Origin of the sequence: Agrococcus sp. UYP10 (assembly GCF_040547205.1) — a bacterium.
Taxonomy (GTDB): domain Bacteria; phylum Actinomycetota; class Actinomycetes; order Actinomycetales; family Microbacteriaceae; genus Agrococcus; species Agrococcus jenensis.
The window spans coordinates 1,570,250-1,585,702 of sequence record NZ_JBEPPG010000001.1; the positions used below are offsets into that span (position 1 = coordinate 1,570,250).

Here is a 15,453-nt window from a genome sequence, read left to right on the forward strand (position 1 = left end):
CCAGGAACCACCATGGACACCCAAGCGGCACCCCCGGCGGGCGCGCCCCGCAGCGTGAGCATCGTCGCGGATGTCGCGCGCAGCGGGCCGCTGCGCGCCGCGATCGCCGCTGAGCCGTCGCTGCACCTCGCTGCCGAGGCGCCGCGCTTCGCGCAGCTCGTCGTCGCCGCCGGGTTCCCCGGCGACGTGGTGCTGCTGGCCGAGGAGCCGGGTCATCCGCTGCTCGCGCACGCGCGCACGGCCGTCGCCGCGGGCGCGGCCGTCGTCGTGCAGGCCGACGTCCAGGGCGAGCTGCTCCAGCAGCTCGAGGCCGTGGGTGCGGTCGTGCTGTCCCACGACGTGAGTGCCGACGACGTCGCCGCCGAGGTCGTCGCGGTGCGCCGCGCGCGCCGAGGCCGCGGCGCTGGCCGGCCGCGCATCGACGCGCTCGACCGCAGGCCCCGGCTGTCGGCGGGTGAGCGCCGCGCGCTCGGGCACTACGCCCAGGGCCTGACGACCGTCCAGGTCGCCGCCGAGATGGGCGTCGGCTACGAGACGGCGAAGACGTTCCTGCGGCGCGTCCGCGCGAAGTACGCGGCCATCGATCGCCCCGCCGGCAAGCGCGCCGAGCTCATCGTGCGCGCTGAAGAGGACGGCATCCTCTAGCGGTGGCGAAGCTGTACTTCCGCTACGGGGCGATGAACTCCGGCAAGTCCACCGGGCTGCTCCAGGCGGCCTTCAACTACGAGGAGCGCGGGCAGCGCGTGCTGCTCGCCAAGCCCGCGACCGACACGAAGGGTGAGCGCGACGTCGTCTCGCGCCTCGGCATGACGCGGCAGGTCGACTTCGTCGTCGGCCCCGAGGAGTCGGTGCTCGCCGGGTTCGAGGCCGCCGCGGGGGCGCGCGAGGAGCCCGTCGCATGCCTGCTCGTCGACGAGGCGCAGTTCCTGCAGCCCCACCAGGTCGACGAGCTGCTGCGCGTCGCGGTCGAGCGCGGCGTGCCCGTGCTGGCCTACGGCATCCGCACCGACTTCCTCACGCACGCGTTCCCCGGCTCCGCGCGGCTGCTCGAGCTCGCGCACACGCTCGAGGAGCTGAAGACCATCTGCCGCTGCGGCCGCAAGGCGCTGTTCAACGGCCGGAAGGTGGGGGAACGGTTCATCTTCGACGGCGACCAGGTCGCCATCGACGGCGAGGCGGTCACCTACGAGTCGCTCTGCGCGTCCTGCTACCTCGAGGAGTCGGGCGGGCGCCTGGGCTAGCGCACCGCTCCATGCGGAAGGGCCCCGCCTCTCGGCGGGGCCCTTCCTGTTGGTCGGGGTGACAGGATTTGAACCTGCGACCTCGTCGTCCCGAACGACGCGCGCTACCAAGCTGCGCCACACCCCGAAGTGCGAGACCGGAACCGAGGCTCCGACTTTGCAACCTCGCCAGTCTACCCGATCGAGCGGGGCAGGAGCGACACGACGACCGCTTCCGGGGGTGTCCCCAGTCGGAACGGCGCGAAGATCGACGAGCCGATGCCCTGCGAGACGTTGAGCGGCGCCGAGCGACCGTCGTGCGACCACGTGCTGAGGCCGGATGCCTGCTCCCGCGGGATGTCGCAGTTCGTGACGAGCGCGTGCCCGCCCGGCACGCGCACCTGGCCGCCGTGCGTGTGGCCGGCGAGGATCGCATCCGCGCCGAGGTCGACGAACGCGTCGAGGATCCGCCGGTAGGGCGCGTGGGTGACGCCGAGCGTGACGCGCGGCGCGTCGCCGAGCGCCTTGCGCATCCGCGAGATGGCGGCCTCGGTCTCGTCGAGCCGATCCCAGTGGCGGTGCGCGTCGGCCACGCCGAAGGCGGCGATCGTGGTGCCGCGCACCTCGATCGCGCGCGCGGTGTTGTTCAGATCGAGCCAGCCGAAGCCCTCGTAGGCGCGCTCGAGGCCCGCCGTGTCGAGCCGCTCCACGTCGCCCGCGGACGCGAGCTTGGAGGGGCCGCCGAAGTACCGCAGCGGGTTCTTCAGCACGGGCCCGTAGACGTCGTTCGAGCCGTGCACGAAGTAGCCGGGCACGCCGTCGAAGACGCGCAGCGCCTCCGTGAGTGCGGGGAGCGCCTCGCGGTGCCCGAGGCTGTCGCCGGTGTTGACGATGAGGTCGGGCTCCAGGCTGCGCAGGCCCTCGAGCCAGTCGAGCTTCGTCTCCTGCCACGGGGCGAGGTGGATGTCGGCGAGGTGCAGCACCGAGATCGGCCGAGCGCCGACGGGCAGGACCCGCAGCTCCTCGGTGCGGATGCGGAAGGCGCGCGGCTCGATGGCGGTCGCGTAGGCGGCCACAGCGGCGCCGGCGGCGAGCACGCCGCCGGCGACAGCGCTGAGCGCCCGCGCGCTAGCAGCCAGGGTCGCCCCCGGAGGCGTTCGTGCCGACCACGACCGAGATCGGGTCGCCGGGTGCGCCGGCGGTCTCGGGCTCGGGGTTCTGCGCCAGCACCTGGCAGAGGAACTCCTCGCCGTAGTCCTGCCACGAGACCTGCAGGTTCGCGGGATCGAACCCGGCGCCGGAGAGCGTCGCCCGCGCATCCGTGAGGGACTGCGCGACGAGGTTCGGCCAGGTCTGCGCGTTCGGGTCGGCAGGCGCCTCGGTCTCACCGGCACCGGCCGCGAGCGCGCCGTTCGACGGGTAGATGATGATCGGCGTCGCCGTGGTCACGAGCGAGCCGGCGCCCGGCGCGGTGTACTCCACGAGCCCCTCGGCCTGCAGCCCGTCGATCGGGTTCGCGACCTGCACGGTGAAGCCGAGCGCCTCGAGCGACGCCTGCGCGTCGGCCGCGGACTGGCCGGCGACGTTCGGCAGCTCGCTCGCGCTGCCGCGCACCGTCTCGGCGTCGGGCGTCAGGAACTCACCGCCGGGGTAGCGGGCCATCGCCTCCTCCATCGCGCCGCGGAAGAGCGTCGAGCGGATGTTCCAGCGCGGCTGCAGCGAGTAGTTGCCGACGATGTTGCCGACCCACACCGACGTGGCGATGGTCGGGCTCGCACCGTTGACCCACGTCTGCACGACGCCGTTCGACGTGCCGGTCTTCGAGATGACCGGCGTCGCGCCGGCCGGGTTGTTCAGCGGGTTGCGCTGGGTGACGGTCTCGAGCGTGAGCTGCAGCACCGATGCCACCTCGGGCGTGATCGCCTGCTGGCACTGCTGCGCGGGCGGCTGCACCTCAGAGCCGTCGCGCGCGACGATGCGGTCGATCGCGGTCGGCTCGCAGTGGATGCCGCCGTTCGCGATGGTCGCGAAGGCCTCTGCCATGCCCATGGGCGTCACGTTCGAGCCGGAGCCGATCACGGCAGGCGCGAAGATCTCCCAGTCGCCGCCGTTCGCGGGCGTCGTGCCCATGCGCTCGGCGGTGTCGTGGATGTCGCAGAGGTCCATCTCGCTCGCCATGCGCGCGATGCCGGTGTTGACCGAGTTCACCATGATCTCGGTCGGCGTCATGCGCGTGTACTCCTGCCCCTCGTTGTTCTGCGGGTCCCACTCCTCGGAGACGAGCCCGGTGCACGACGCGGTGAAGGAGCCCTGCGGCCACTTCTCGCGCGTGGCGTCGAGCTGCTCGTTCACCGAGTGGCCGTCGATCACCCACTGCGCGAGGGTGAAGATCTTGAACCCGGAGCCGGGCTGGAAGCCACCCGACCTGCCGTGCGCGTAGTCGGCGTTGAAGTTGACGCTCGTCGCGGTGGGCGGCGCATCCTCGGTGGGGGAGTAGTCCTTGTTCTGCACCATCGTGAGGATGCGTCCGGTGCCGACCTCGAGCTGCGTCACCGCCGCGCCCGACTGCCAGCGGGTCTCGTCGTTCGGCACGTTCGCATCCACCATCGCCTGCACGGCGTCGTTGAGGTTCAGGTCGATCGACGTGTAGATCTGGTAGCCGCCCTGGAAGAGCGCGGCCGCGTTGTCCTCGGGCGTCGCGCCGAGGATGTGGTGGCCGTCGACCTGGTCGGTCTGCAGCACGCGCTGCACGTAGTCGCAGAAGAAGCGCGCCGAGTCGTAGCCGGCGATGCAGCCGTTGTTCGGCGGCTGGATGTTGACGAAGGCCTCGTCGACCGGGATCGCGAGCGCCTCGTCGCGCTGCTCCGCGGTGATGTAGCCCTCGGCCGCCATCGAGCTGATGATGAAGTCGCGCCGCTCCTGGTTGCGCGCGAAGTTGTCGGCGCTGAAGAGGTTGCGGGTCGACGGGTTCTGCACTGTCGCGATGAGGGCGGCCGACTCGCCGATCGACAGCTCGGACGCCGGCTTGCCGAAGATGCGCTGCGCGCCGGCCTCGATGCCGTAGACGTTGCCGCCGAAGTTGGCGATGTTGAGGTACGCGAGCACGATCTCGTTCTTCGTGTACCGCTGCTCGAGCCCGATCGCGAGGCGCATCTCGGCGAGCTTGCGCTGGTAGCTCGCCTCGTACTGCTGCTCGTAGGTCTCCTGGTCGCCGCGGATGAACGCATCCATCGCGATCTGCTGGCGCACGAGCTGCATCGTGAGCGTCGAGGCGCCGGAGTCGCCGCCGAAGCCGAGCTGCGAGAGGCCGGCTCGCACGACCGACGGGGCGTCGACGCCGCCGTGCGTGTAGAAGCGGCGGTCCTCGCCCGCGATGAGCGCCTCGACCGCGGTGCGGGGCACCTGCTGCCACTGCAGCACCTGGCGGTCCTGCGCGTAGAACGAGGCGATCTCGACGGGCTGGCCGTCGCGCATGCCGTAGATGCGGTTGCGCTCGGCCTGCTCGGTGATCTGGGCGTAGGAGGGCAGGCTCTCGAAGACGTCGAGGCCGCTGTTGGCCGTGGTGGAGGCGACGGCGAGGGCAGGCGTCAGCGTCGCGGAGACCAGGATCCCGGCGATCGCGCTGAACCCGATGAGCCCGAGGAGCGAGCCCAGCAGGCTTCCTGGCTTGTGTCTTGTGGCGGCCATAGCATACGAGGGTACGGGACCAACCTATGAGGGCAGAGGAAGCACACCGATGGCGAAGACGACCTGGGAGTACGCGACCACGCCGCTCCTCATCCACCGCGAGACGGCGATCCTCAACACCTGGGGCGGCGACGGGTGGGAGCTCGTGCACGTGGCGAACGGCCCGGAGGGCGGCCTGGTCGCGTTCCTGAAGCGCCCGGTGGAGGCCTCCGCATGAGCATCGCGCAGCGCATGCAGGAGCTCGGGTTCGAGCTGCCCGCGGTCGTGCCGCCGGTCGCGTCGTACGTGCCCGCGGTCTCGAGCGGCCGGCTGGTGTTCACCTCCGGCCAGCTGCCCATGGTCGACGGCGCGATGCCGCGCACCGGCAAGGTCGGCGCCGAGGTCTCGGCCGACGAGGCGACCGCTGACGCCCGGCAGTGCGTGCTCAACGCGCTCGCGGCGATCGACGCCGAGATCGGCTCGCTCGACCGCATCACCCGCATCGTCAAGGTGGTCGGGTTCGTCGCGTCGGCCGAGGGCTTCCACGGCCAGCCGGGCGTCATCAACGGTGCGAGCAACCTGCTCGGCGAGATCTTCGGCGACGCGGGCAAGCATGCGCGCAGCGCCGTGGGCGTCGCGGAGCTGCCGCTCGGCGCCCCCGTCGAGGTCGAGGTCATCGCCGAGTTCGCCTAGCAGCGCGGAGCACGGCCCCTTCCGCGAGGCGGAAGGGGCCGTTCCTGCACCTGCCGGTTGACGGCTGACGGCTGCGTCAGCCGATCCAGACGGAGCCTGCGTAGCTCGTGCAGAGCGCCACGTTGCACTGCTGGTCGGCCGCCTGGTTCGGCGTGAAGTCCACGCGCCCGGTCAAGGTGTTCGTGACCGTGCCGAGGGCCGCTCCCGTCAGCGGATCGCGGTCGCCGCGGTAGACCAGCGTGTGGGTCGTCCATCGCACCGAGACAAGGCTGCGGTAGTAGTGGCCGCGCGTCCAGAGCCCGAACGACTCGCCGAGCAGGTTCGTGGACTGGCCGCCGTAGATGGTGGCGCGAGCGGACCTGGCCGCGTAGGTGGTCCACGAGCGAGTCGTCGCGTTCCATCGTTGCAGCGTGAAGTCGGCGACCACCGTCTGCCACTGCTGGGCGCCGGCGGCGAGGGTGCTGCGCACCGCGACCGCAGGGGCGCCGATCTGACGGTACGCCGGGTTGAGGCTCCCGCCGCTGCTGACGTACATCGGCCAGACGCTGGCCACGTGATAGGCGCCCGAGCCCTGATACGAGTATGCCGAGGCCGGCGCAGCGGCTGCGACCAGCGACGTCGCCGAGACGGTGACGCCGACGATGAGCGCGCCGAGCGCAGCTCGGATGCGTCGTCGTCGGCCCCTCGGCTTCTCTGACGAGTGGGCGTCGAAGTGAGCGATGGTGGTCATCGGAACCTCCTGGTCGGGATGGGTTGCGATGAGCCTGGAACCCGGCTCTTACTCCCCGCTTATTCGCGGGCAGTGCCGAGCATCGGTGTCGCACCTGCCGTCCGCGGCGAGGGCGGCTAGCGCAGCTGCGAGCGGATGGCGTCGACGACCGTCTGGTCGGCGAGCGTCGTCGTGTCGCCGAGGTCGCGGCCCTCGGCGAGGTCGCGCAGCAGGCGGCGCATGATCTTGCCGGAGCGGGTCTTCGGCAGGTCCGGCACGATGAAGACCTGGCGCGGCCGGGCGATCGCGCCGATGTCGGTCGCGACGTGCTGGCGCAGCAGCTGCTCCGCCTCCTCGACGGTGTTCTCGCGCGACGCGGACTGCTTGAGGATCACGAACGCGACGACCGCCTGGCCGGTGGTGGCATCCGCCGCGCCGACGACCGCCGCCTCGGCGACGCCGTCGTGCGCGACGAGCGACGACTCGATCTCGGCCGTCGAGAGCCGGTGCCCCGACACGTTCATGACGTCGTCGACGCGGCCGAGCAGCCAGATCTCGCCGTCGTCGTCCTTGCGGGCGCCGTCGCCGGCGAAGTAGCGGTCGCCGAACTTCTGCCAGTACGTCTCGCGGTAGCGGTCGTCGTCGCCCCAGATGGTGCGGAGCATCGACGGCCACGGGCTCGTCACCACGAGCAGGCCGCCATCGCCGTCGCCGACCGGCACTCCCGCCTCGTCGACGACGTCGATCTCGATGCCGGGGATCGGCACCTGAGCGCTGCCCGGCTTGAGCGTCGTCACCGACGCGAGACCCGAGATCATGATCGCGCCCGTCTCGGTCTGCCACCACGTGTCCATGACGGGTGTCGTGCCGCCGCCGACGACGTCGCGGTACCACATCCACGCCTCCGGGTTGATGGGTTCGCCCACCGTGCCGAGCACCCGCAGGCTCGACAGGTCGCTCGACTGCGTGTGCTGCCGGCCGAGCTTCATGAACGTGCGGATGGCCGTGGGCGCCGTGTAGAACACGGTCACGCCGTAGCGCTCGATGATCTGCCACGGCCGCTCGGGCGTCGGGGTGTCGAAGGTGCCCTCGTGCATCACCTGCGTCGTGCCGTTGGCCATCGGGCCGTAGACGATGTAGCTGTGGCCCGTGACCCAGCCGATGTCGGCGGTGCACCAGTAGACGTCCGACTCGGGCTTGAGGTCGAAGACGTGCCGGTGCGTGAACGCCGTCTGCGTGAGGTAGCCGGCGCTCGTGTGGAGGATGCCCTTCGGCTTCCCGGTGGTGCCCGACGTGTAGAGGATGAAGAGCGGGTGCTCGGCGGGGAACGCCTCGGCGACGTGCTCGGCCTCGGCGTCGGCCATCGCCTCGTGGTACCAGACGTCGCGGCCGTCGACCCAGTCGATCTCGTTCTCGCCGCGGCGCACGACGAGCACGTTCGTCACGCCGTGGCCGGGCTCGCGGAGCGCCTCGTCGACGGTCGGCTTGAGCGGGAAGACCTTGCCCTTGCGCCAGGCGCCGTCGGTGGTGATGACGAGCGTCGCGCCGGCGTCGTCGATGCGGCCGCGCAGGTTCGAGGGGCTGAAGCCGCCGAAGACGGCGGTGTGCACCGCGCCGATCCGCGCGCACGCGAGCATCGCCGCGACCGCCTCGGGCAGCATCGGCAGGTAGATCGCGACGCGGTCGCCAGCCGTGACGCCCAGCGAGGTCAGCACGTTCGCGAGGCGCTTCACCTCGGCCGTCATGTCGGCGTAGGTGAGCGTGCGGCGGTCGCCGGGCTCGCCCTCCCAGTGGAACGCGACGCGGTCGCCGTTGCCGGCCTCGACGTGGCGGTCGAGGCAGTTGACGGCCACGTTGAGCGCGCCGTCGTGGAACCACCGCGCGTGCGGCGGCTGCCAGTCGAGCACCTCGGTGAAGGGCGTCTCCCACTGCAGCTCGCGGGCCTGCTCCGCCCAGAAGCCGAGCCGGTCCGCGCCCGCCTGCGCGTAGAGCTCGGCGGAGGTCGCCGACGCACCGGCCAGCTCCTCCGGCGGTGCGAAGCGGCGGGTCTCGGTGAGCAGGTGGTCGATGCGGTCAGACACGGGCATTCCTCCAGACGTCGTCGTCGAGCCCGAGCCTAGCGAGGGCGCTCGCCGCGCGCGGGTCGTCACGCCCGGGCGTGTGCATCCTCGGGCGGCAGCACGGCGAGCCGGATCGTGTTGCAGCGGTGCTGGGCGCGGACGTGCGCCTAGCATGGGCCCCGTCGGCCTGGCCGACCAAGCAGGTGACCGGCGGATCCCCCATCCGCCTCCCTGTGGCGGCGCCCCCTCCCCCCAGGCGGGCGCCGCCTCCCTGCCCGTCCACAGGTCGACCGGTCGATCGCGCGCCGTCCGCGCGCCTCGTCCTACCGTGCGCCCATGCCAGCACCGCCGACCACCGGCATCCCGTTCGTGGCGGGCGCCACGCGCGCGCCAGCGGACGGGCCCGTGCGGACGGCGGCCGACGGCGCGGCGCTGCGCGAGTTCGGCGAGCTCGCCCCGCTCGTCGCCGAGGCCGCGGTGACGGACGTGTTCGTCACCGGTGGCGAGGTGTGGGTGGATCGCGGTGGGGGCGCGGCTCGCGCCGGCGTGCGGCTCGAGCCGGAGCGCGCGCGGGCGCTCGCGGTGGCGCTCGTCGCGGCGGGCGGCAGGCACGTCGACGAGGCGACGCCGTGCGTCGACGTGCGGCTGCACGACGGCATCCGCGTGCACGCGGTGCTGCCGCCGATCGCCGTCTCGGGCACGCAGCTGTCGATCCGGCTGCCGCGCGTGCGGGTGCTCTCGCTCGATGAGCTCGAGCGCACGGGGATGTTCGCCGTCGTGCCGCTGCCCCTCGTACGGGCGCTCGTCGCGCGGCGGGCGAACGTGCTCGTGACGGGCGCCGCCGGATCGGGCAAGACGACGCTGCTCGGGGCGATGCTCTCGGCGGCGGCCGCGACCGAGCGGATCGTGACGATCGAGGACGTGGCCGAGCTGCGCATCCGTCACCCCCACGTCGTCGCGCTCGAGGCGCGGCAGGCCAATGCGGAGGGTGCAGGCGCGGTCGGGCTCGAGCAGCTCGTGCGCGAGGCGCTGCGGATGCGGCCCGACCGGCTCGTGCTGGGGGAGTGCCGCGGCGCCGAGGTGCGCGAGCTGCTGGCGGCGCTCAACACCGGTCACGACGGCGGCGCCGGCACGCTGCACGCGAACTCGCTCGACGACGTGCCCGCGCGCCTCGAGGCGCTCGGCGCGCTCGCGGGGCTGACGCCCGCGGCGCTCGCGAGGCAGGCGGTGAGCGCGCTCGACGCGGTGCTGCACGTCGAGCGCGACGCCGACGGGCGGCGCGTCGCCGCGGTCGGCGAGCTCGCGCTCGACGACGACCGGCTGGTGGTGCGACGGCGATGAGCGCGGCGGCTTCGGCGGCGACGGCGACGGAGGACGCGGCGGCGACCGTGCACCGCCTCGCGGCGCTCGTGGCGGGCGGCCTGCCGCTCGACCGCGCGTGGCGGATGCTCGGCACGGATGCCGCCGAGGTCGACGCCCGCATCGGTGCGGTGCGCGAGGGCGGTGGCCTCGTGACCGCTGTGCTCGACGTCGCCCGCCAGACAGGCGCGCCGACCGCGCCGACGCTCGAGCGGCTCGCCGGAATGCTGCGCGAGCGCGCGGCGCAGGCGCGGGCGCTCGATGCGGCGCTCGCGGGAACCCGGGCGACGGCGCGGCTCGTGATGGTGCTGCCGGTCGTCGGCCTGGGCTTCGGCGCGGCGCTCGGCCTCGACGTGGTGGGCGCGCTCGCGGGCGGCGGCCTGGCGACCTGGTCGGTGCTGGCGGGAGCCGTGCTGCTCGTCGCCGCGTGGAGCTGGTCGCGCGCGATCGTGCGGCACGCCGCACGGGGCGATGAAGCGCCGGGGATCGCGCTCGACCTCGTCGCGGTGGCGCTCGCCGGCGGCGGCGCGGTCGATCGGGCGCGCACCGCGGCCGCGGCGGCGCTCATCGACGCGGGCGTCGCGTCGAGCGGCTGGGACGACGTCGACGCGGCGCTCGACCTCGCCCGCCGAGCAGGCGTGCCGGTGCGCGGGCTGCTGCTCGCAGAGGCGTCGGCCGCCCGCGTGCGCGCCCGGCTCGAGGGGGAGGCGCGAGCCGAGCGCGCCGCCGTGCAGCTCGCGCTGCCGCTCGGCGTCTGCGTGCTGCCGGCGTTCTCGCTGCTCGTGGTCGTGCCGCTCGTCGTCTCGATGCTCGAGGGGGCGCTCGCGCCCCTCGGCTGAAGGCTCAGCCGCGCTCCGTGTCGAGTTGCTGCGCCAGTGTCGCGACACTCGCGCACGAACCGGGCACCCGCGGGAGCGAGGCGGCGAGCGCGGCGTGCGAGCCCGATGGGGCAGAGCGGCCCTCCGCCGTCGCATGCCGGTTCGCCGGCGGCTCAGCGCCATCGAGCGCACATCCAGCCGCCGCTCGTAGCGTCGAGGGATGCGGAACCCCTTCAGCGCCATCGTCAACTGGGTCGCCGCGCTGTTCGCGGCTGGCAGCGGCGCGCCGCACCCGATCGTCGCGACGGACCGCGCGCGCAAGCCGCGCGCGTCGCAGTCGTCGCGCAAGCCCAAGCCCTCGCGCAAGCCCAAGCGCCGACGTCGCTGAGCCGGCGTCGTCCAGCCGGCCAGCGCACCGCCCTCCACAGGCCGCGCTGGCTCCCGCACGCGGCAGCGCCGACGTGCCGCACGCTGGGCCTCCTGAGGGAAGGAGGCGAGCATGCGGATGCTCGAGAGGCTGGTGCACGAGGAGGACGGCGCGGCGACGGCCGAGTACGTCATCGCGACGATGGCGGCGGTCGGGTTCGCGGGGCTGCTGGTGGTGATCCTGCGCTCCGACGAGGTGCGCGGGATGCTCACCGACATGGTGGAGCGTGCGCTCTCCGTGCAGTAGCGGGAGCGGCCGTGGCGAGCTCGGCGCGGTGACGGCCGAGCTCGCCGCGGCGCTGCCGGCCGCGGTGCTCGCGATCGGGCTCGCGGTCGGCGGCGTGGCCGCCGCTGCGGAGCAGGTCGCGCTGGAGCAGTCCGCGGGCGCCGCTGCGAGAGCCGCGGGGCGCGGTGACGACCCGGCCGCGTACGCGGATCACGCGCGGCTCCAGATCGAGCGGCAGGGCGAGCTCGTCTGCGCCGAGCTGTCGCGGGATGCGCTCGCGGGCGCGCTGACGCTCGTGGCCCGCAGCTGCGCGCACGGCGGCGGGCGGTGACCCGCGCTCGACGCGGTGCAGCGCGCGCGCTCGACCACCGGGTGGATGGCGTGGCGGGCGCGCTCGACGGCACCGCGCAGCGCCGCCCGGACCTCCGAGGGGACGGCGGCGCCGGTGCGGCGCTCGCGCTCGCGATGGCCACCGCGGCGGTGCTGCTCGCGCTGCTCGTCGTCGGCGCGGGCACTGCCTCGATCGCCCAGGCGCGCGCCGCGGCGGCGGCCGATGCGGCGGCGCTCGCGGCCGCCGACGCGCTGTCCGGCTACGCCGATGGCAGCCCGTGCGGGCTGGCCCAGGCGGTCGCCGCGGCGAGCGGCGCGCGGCTCGGCGCGTGCGTCGTCGATGGCCTCGAGGCGCGCGTGACGACCACCGTCCCGATCGGGCCGCTCACGGCATCCGGGGCCGCGATCGCCGGTCCGCCCGCGGTGGGCGCACCATGACACCGTGTGTATTGTGGCGAGGCATGGCCCGGTCGGGCCGGAACCCCTATACGAAGAAGCAGTGAGCGTGAGCATGGGCAAGAAGCTCGTCATCGTCGAGTCCCCCGCGAAGGGAAAGACGATCGAGCGGTACCTCGGCGAGGGATACCAGGTGCTGGCATCCGTCGGCCACATCCGCGACCTCGTCAGCCCGCGCGACCTGCCGGCCGACCTCAAGAAGGGGTCGTACGGCAAGTTCGCCGTCGACGTCGACAACGGGTTCGCCCCGTACTACGTCGTCAGCGACGAGAAGAAGAAGACCGTCGCCGAGCTCAAGAAGGCGCTCAAGGACGCCGACGAGCTCATCCTCGCGACGGATGAGGACCGCGAGGGCGAGGCCATCGCGTGGCACCTGCTCGAGGTGCTGAAGCCGAAGGTGCCGGTGCGCCGGATGGTGTTCCACGAGATCACCGAGGACGCGATCCAGCAGGCCAAGGACTCGATGCGCGAGCTCAACATGCCGCTCGTCGACGCCCAGGAGACGCGCCGCATCCTCGACCGCCTCTACGGCTACGAGGTCAGCCCGGTGCTGTGGCGCAAGGTGCGGCAGGGCCTCTCGGCCGGCCGCGTGCAGTCGCCCACCGCACGCCTCATCGTCGACCGCGAGCGCGAGCGCATGGCCTTCGTCTCCGCCGGCTACTGGAGCCTCGCCGCGCAGTTCGAGGCCGACGGCACCCGCTTCGGCGCCCGCCTCGTGCGGCTCGACGGCGCCCGCGTCGCGACCGGCTCCGACTTCGACGACCGTGGCCAGATCAAGGGCGTGCGCACGGTGCTCGACGAGGAGGCCGCCGAGACGCTCGCGACCGAGCTCGAGCGCTCCGCGTTCGCCGTCGCCGGGGTCGAGTCGAAGCCCTACCGCCGTCGCCCGTCCGCGCCGTTCACGACCTCGACGCTGCAGCAGGAGGCGGGCCGCAAGCTCAAGCTCTCGGCGAAGCAGACGATGTCGGTCGCTCAGTCGCTCTACGAGCAGGGCTACATCACCTATATGCGCACCGACTCGCCCTCGCTGTCGTCGCAGGCCATCTCCGCCGCTCGCGCGCAGGCGACGAGCCTCTACGGCGCCGGCTCGATCCCGGCCGCCGCGCGCCACTACGCCGGCAAGTCGAAGTCGGCGCAGGAGGCGCACGAGGCCATCCGCCCGTCGGGCGAGCGCTTCCGCACGCCGAGCGACGTCAAGGGCTCGCTCACGCCGAACGAGCAGCGCCTCTACGAGCTGATCTGGAAGCGCACCGTCGCGAGCCAGATGATCGACGCCACCGGGCAGACCGCGACCATCACGATCGCGTCCGACAAGACGTCCCGCGGCATTGCCGAGTTCACCGCATCCGGCACCGTCATCACCGAGCCCGGCTTCCTGCAGGCGTACGAGGAGTCGACGGATGCGTCGCGCTACGCCGACGAGGCGTCGAGCGACGCCTCTGCCGGCGACGCACGGCTGCCGGAGGTCAAGCAGGGCGACCCGCTCGGCCTCGCGGAGCTCGAGCGCAAGGACCACGCCACCACGCCGCCGCCCCGCTACACCGAGGCGAGCCTCGTGAAGGCGCTCGAGGAGCTCGAGATCGGCCGCCCGTCGACCTACGCGTCGATCATCGACACGATCGTGCGGCGCGGCTTCGTCACGCAGCGCGGCGGCGCGCTCGTGCCGAACTGGATCGCGTTCTCGACGATCAAGCTGCTCGAGGACAACCTCGGCGACTACGTCGACTACGACTTCACCGCCGAGATGCTCGCCGACCTCGACCGCATCGCCGACGGCGAGCTCGACCGCCAGGAGTGGCTGCAGCGCTTCTACTTCGGCAGCGAGGCGCGGCCGGGCCTGCAGAGCACCGTCGCCAACCTCGGCGACATCGACGCGCGCGCCGTGAACTCGATCCCGGTCGCCGAGGGCGTCACGCTCCGCGTGGGCCAGTACGGGCCGTACCTCGAGGGCACCGACGCCGACGGCGAGACGAAGCGCGCGAACATCCCCGAGGACCTGAACCCGGACCAGCTGACGCCCGAGAAGGCTCAGGAGCTGTTCGCCGCGGAGCCCGTGCAGGACCGCGTGCTCGGCCTGCACCCCGAGACGGGTCTCGACGTGGTCGTGAAGAACGGCCGCTTCGGGCCCTACATCGAGGAGGCGCTGCCCGTCGAGTTCGACGACGAGGGCAAGCCGGTGCCTCCGAAGAAGGGCAAGGCCGCGCCCAAGCCGCGCCGCGCGTCCCTCTTCAAGGCGATGGAGCCCGAGTCGGTCGACCTCGAGACCGCGCTCAAGCTGCTCGGCCTGCCGCGCGTCGTCGGCGTCGACCCGGAGTCCGGCGTCGAGATCACCGCGCGTCCTGGCCGCTACGGGCCGTTCCTGTCGAAGGGCGAGGACACGCGCTCGCTCGACGAGGAGGACCAGATCTTCTCGATCACGCTCGAGCAGGCGGTCGAGAAGTTCGCGCAGCCGAAGTACGGCGCCAGGAAGGCGGCGACCGCGCTCAAGGAGTTCGACGCCGACCCCGTCTCGGGCAAGCCGGTCAAGGTGCGCGACGGCCGGTTCGGGCCGTACGTCACCGACGGCGAGACGAACGCGACGATCCCGCGCGGCGAGGACGTCGAGGGCATCACCTTCGAGCGCGCGATCGAGCTGCTGCAGCTCAAGCGCGAGAAGGGCCCCGCGAAGAAGCCGGTGCGCAAGGCCGCGGCCAAGAAGCCGGCGGCGAAGAAGCCGGCTGCGAAGACGACGGCCGCTGCCAAGAAGCCGGCGGCGAAGACGGCGGCCGCCAAGAAGCCCGCAGCGAAGAAGCCGGCGGCGAAGCCGGCGCCCACCACCGACGCGTCGTGACCGGGGCGTTCATCACCCTGGAGGGCGGCGACGGCTCGGGCAAGTCGACGCAGGCGGGGATGCTGCAGGCGTGGCTCGAGGGCGAGGGCCGCACCGTCGTCCGCACCCGCGAGCCGGGCGGCACCGAGCTGGGCGTCGAGATCCGCCGGCTCGTGCAGCACACCGAGGGCCACGTCGCGCCGCGCGCCGAGGCGCTGCTCTACGCCGCCGACCGCGCGCACCACGTCGCGACCCTCGTGCGCCCGGCGCTCGAGCGCGGCGAGGTCGTGCTGCAGGACCGCTACCTCGACTCGTCCGTCGCCTACCAGGGCGCCGGCCGCGAGCTCGACGGCGGGCAGATCCGCGACCTCTCGCTGTGGGCGGCCGACGGGCTGCTGCCCGACCTCACGATCCTGCTCGACCTCGACCCGGCCGCCGGGCGTGAGCGGATGGCCGCGCGCGAGGACGCGCCGTACGACCGCCTCGAGGAGGCGGGGGAGGCCTTCGCGCTGCGCGTGCGGCAGGCCTACCTCGAGCTCGCGGCGGCCGAGCCCGACCGCTTCGCCGTGGTCGACGCATCCGGCAGCCCCGCCGACGTGCACGCGCGCGTGGTGTCGCACGTGCGTGCGATGCTCGACGCGGACCGCTGATCGACCGGGCGATGGCGGCCGCGGACGAGAG

The 15,453-nt window shown here is 73.1% G+C and carries 16 protein-coding genes and 1 tRNA gene; 12 read left to right on the top strand and 5 right to left on the bottom strand.

The window, feature by feature from the left end; genetic code table 11:
- The first annotated feature begins 12 nt into the window (after nucleotides 1-12).
- Both ABIB37_RS07805 and ABIB37_RS07810 read left to right on the top strand, forming a co-directional pair.
- Nucleotides 13-645: a helix-turn-helix transcriptional regulator gene (locus ABIB37_RS07805; RefSeq protein WP_354258869.1), complete on the top strand. Its 633-nt coding sequence runs from the start codon at nucleotides 13-15 to the stop codon at nucleotides 643-645.
- Between the two features lie 2 nt (nucleotides 646-647).
- Nucleotides 648-1,241: a thymidine kinase gene (locus ABIB37_RS07810; protein WP_354258871.1), complete on the top strand. Its 594-nt coding sequence runs from the start codon at nucleotides 648-650 to the stop codon at nucleotides 1,239-1,241.
- 50 nt (nucleotides 1,242-1,291) lie between these two features.
- Here ABIB37_RS07810 and ABIB37_RS07815 read toward each other — a convergent pair.
- The 3 genes from ABIB37_RS07815 to ABIB37_RS07825 form a co-directional block, all read right to left on the bottom strand.
- Nucleotides 1,292-1,368, bottom strand: a tRNA-Pro gene (locus ABIB37_RS07815).
- 46 nt (nucleotides 1,369-1,414) lie between these two features.
- Nucleotides 1,415-2,317, bottom strand: coding sequence for a metallophosphoesterase (locus tag ABIB37_RS07820; RefSeq protein ID WP_354258874.1), 903 nt, complete (start codon nucleotides 2,315-2,317; stop codon nucleotides 1,415-1,417).
- A gap of 31 nt (nucleotides 2,318-2,348) precedes the next feature.
- The gene (locus ABIB37_RS07825; protein WP_354258877.1) at nucleotides 2,349-4,907 is read right to left on the bottom strand and encodes a transglycosylase domain-containing protein; all 2,559 of its coding nucleotides are present in this window, start codon (nucleotides 4,905-4,907) and stop codon (nucleotides 2,349-2,351) included.
- Between the two features lie 49 nt (nucleotides 4,908-4,956).
- Between ABIB37_RS07825 and sp36 the strand changes: the two genes are divergently transcribed.
- Together sp36 and ABIB37_RS07835 are read left to right on the top strand one after the other, a co-directional pair.
- On the top strand, nucleotides 4,957-5,124 hold the full coding sequence (sp36, locus tag ABIB37_RS07830) for a Sp36 family protein (protein ID WP_343920604.1): 168 nt from the start codon (nucleotides 4,957-4,959) through the stop codon (nucleotides 5,122-5,124).
- On the top strand, nucleotides 5,121-5,579 hold the full coding sequence (locus ABIB37_RS07835; RefSeq protein WP_354258879.1) for a RidA family protein: 459 nt from the start codon (nucleotides 5,121-5,123) through the stop codon (nucleotides 5,577-5,579). Before sp36 ends, ABIB37_RS07835 begins: the two co-directional genes overlap by 4 nt.
- A gap of 76 nt (nucleotides 5,580-5,655) precedes the next feature.
- Here ABIB37_RS07835 and ABIB37_RS07840 read toward each other — a convergent pair whose 3' ends face one another.
- Together ABIB37_RS07840 and acs are read right to left on the bottom strand one after the other, a co-directional pair.
- The gene (locus ABIB37_RS07840; protein ID WP_354258881.1) at nucleotides 5,656-6,309 is read right to left on the bottom strand and encodes a hypothetical protein; all 654 of its coding nucleotides are present in this window, start codon (nucleotides 6,307-6,309) and stop codon (nucleotides 5,656-5,658) included.
- A gap of 116 nt (nucleotides 6,310-6,425) precedes the next feature.
- Nucleotides 6,426-8,369 (bottom strand): acetate--CoA ligase, encoded by a 1,944-nt coding sequence (gene acs / locus ABIB37_RS07845; protein WP_354258883.1) that lies wholly within the window; start codon nucleotides 8,367-8,369, stop codon nucleotides 6,426-6,428.
- 315 nt (nucleotides 8,370-8,684) lie between these two features.
- On the opposite strand from acs, the gene ABIB37_RS07850 reads away from it, so the two are divergent.
- From ABIB37_RS07850 to tmk, 8 genes are all read left to right on the top strand, one after another.
- Entirely contained in the window at nucleotides 8,685-9,689 is a 1,005-nt protein-coding gene (locus ABIB37_RS07850) for a TadA family conjugal transfer-associated ATPase (RefSeq protein WP_354258885.1), read from the top strand.
- On the top strand, nucleotides 9,686-10,546 hold the full coding sequence (locus tag ABIB37_RS07855) for a type II secretion system F family protein (RefSeq protein ID WP_354258887.1): 861 nt from the start codon (nucleotides 9,686-9,688) through the stop codon (nucleotides 10,544-10,546). Before ABIB37_RS07850 ends, ABIB37_RS07855 begins: the two co-directional genes overlap by 4 nt.
- A 199-nt stretch (nucleotides 10,547-10,745) precedes the next feature.
- Nucleotides 10,746-10,913, top strand: a complete 168-nt coding sequence (locus tag ABIB37_RS07860) for a hypothetical protein (protein WP_354258889.1) — start codon at nucleotides 10,746-10,748, stop codon at nucleotides 10,911-10,913.
- Nucleotides 10,914-11,024: 111 nt separating this feature from the next.
- Nucleotides 11,025-11,198, top strand: a complete 174-nt coding sequence (locus ABIB37_RS07865; RefSeq protein WP_123696144.1) for a DUF4244 domain-containing protein — start codon at nucleotides 11,025-11,027, stop codon at nucleotides 11,196-11,198.
- A gap of 28 nt (nucleotides 11,199-11,226) precedes the next feature.
- On the top strand, nucleotides 11,227-11,508 hold the full coding sequence (locus ABIB37_RS07870; protein WP_354258892.1) for a hypothetical protein: 282 nt from the start codon (nucleotides 11,227-11,229) through the stop codon (nucleotides 11,506-11,508).
- The gene (locus ABIB37_RS07875) at nucleotides 11,505-11,945 is read left to right on the top strand and encodes an Rv3654c family TadE-like protein (protein WP_354258894.1); all 441 of its coding nucleotides are present in this window, start codon (nucleotides 11,505-11,507) and stop codon (nucleotides 11,943-11,945) included. Before ABIB37_RS07870 ends, ABIB37_RS07875 begins: the two co-directional genes overlap by 4 nt.
- Nucleotides 11,946-12,018: 73 nt before the next feature.
- Entirely contained in the window at nucleotides 12,019-14,793 is a 2,775-nt protein-coding gene (gene topA / locus ABIB37_RS07880) for a type I DNA topoisomerase (RefSeq protein ID WP_502914067.1), read from the top strand.
- On the top strand, nucleotides 14,790-15,422 hold the full coding sequence (gene tmk / locus ABIB37_RS07885) for a dTMP kinase (protein ID WP_123696141.1): 633 nt from the start codon (nucleotides 14,790-14,792) through the stop codon (nucleotides 15,420-15,422). Before topA ends, tmk begins: the two co-directional genes overlap by 4 nt.
- Nucleotides 15,423-15,453: the final 31 nt, after the last annotated feature.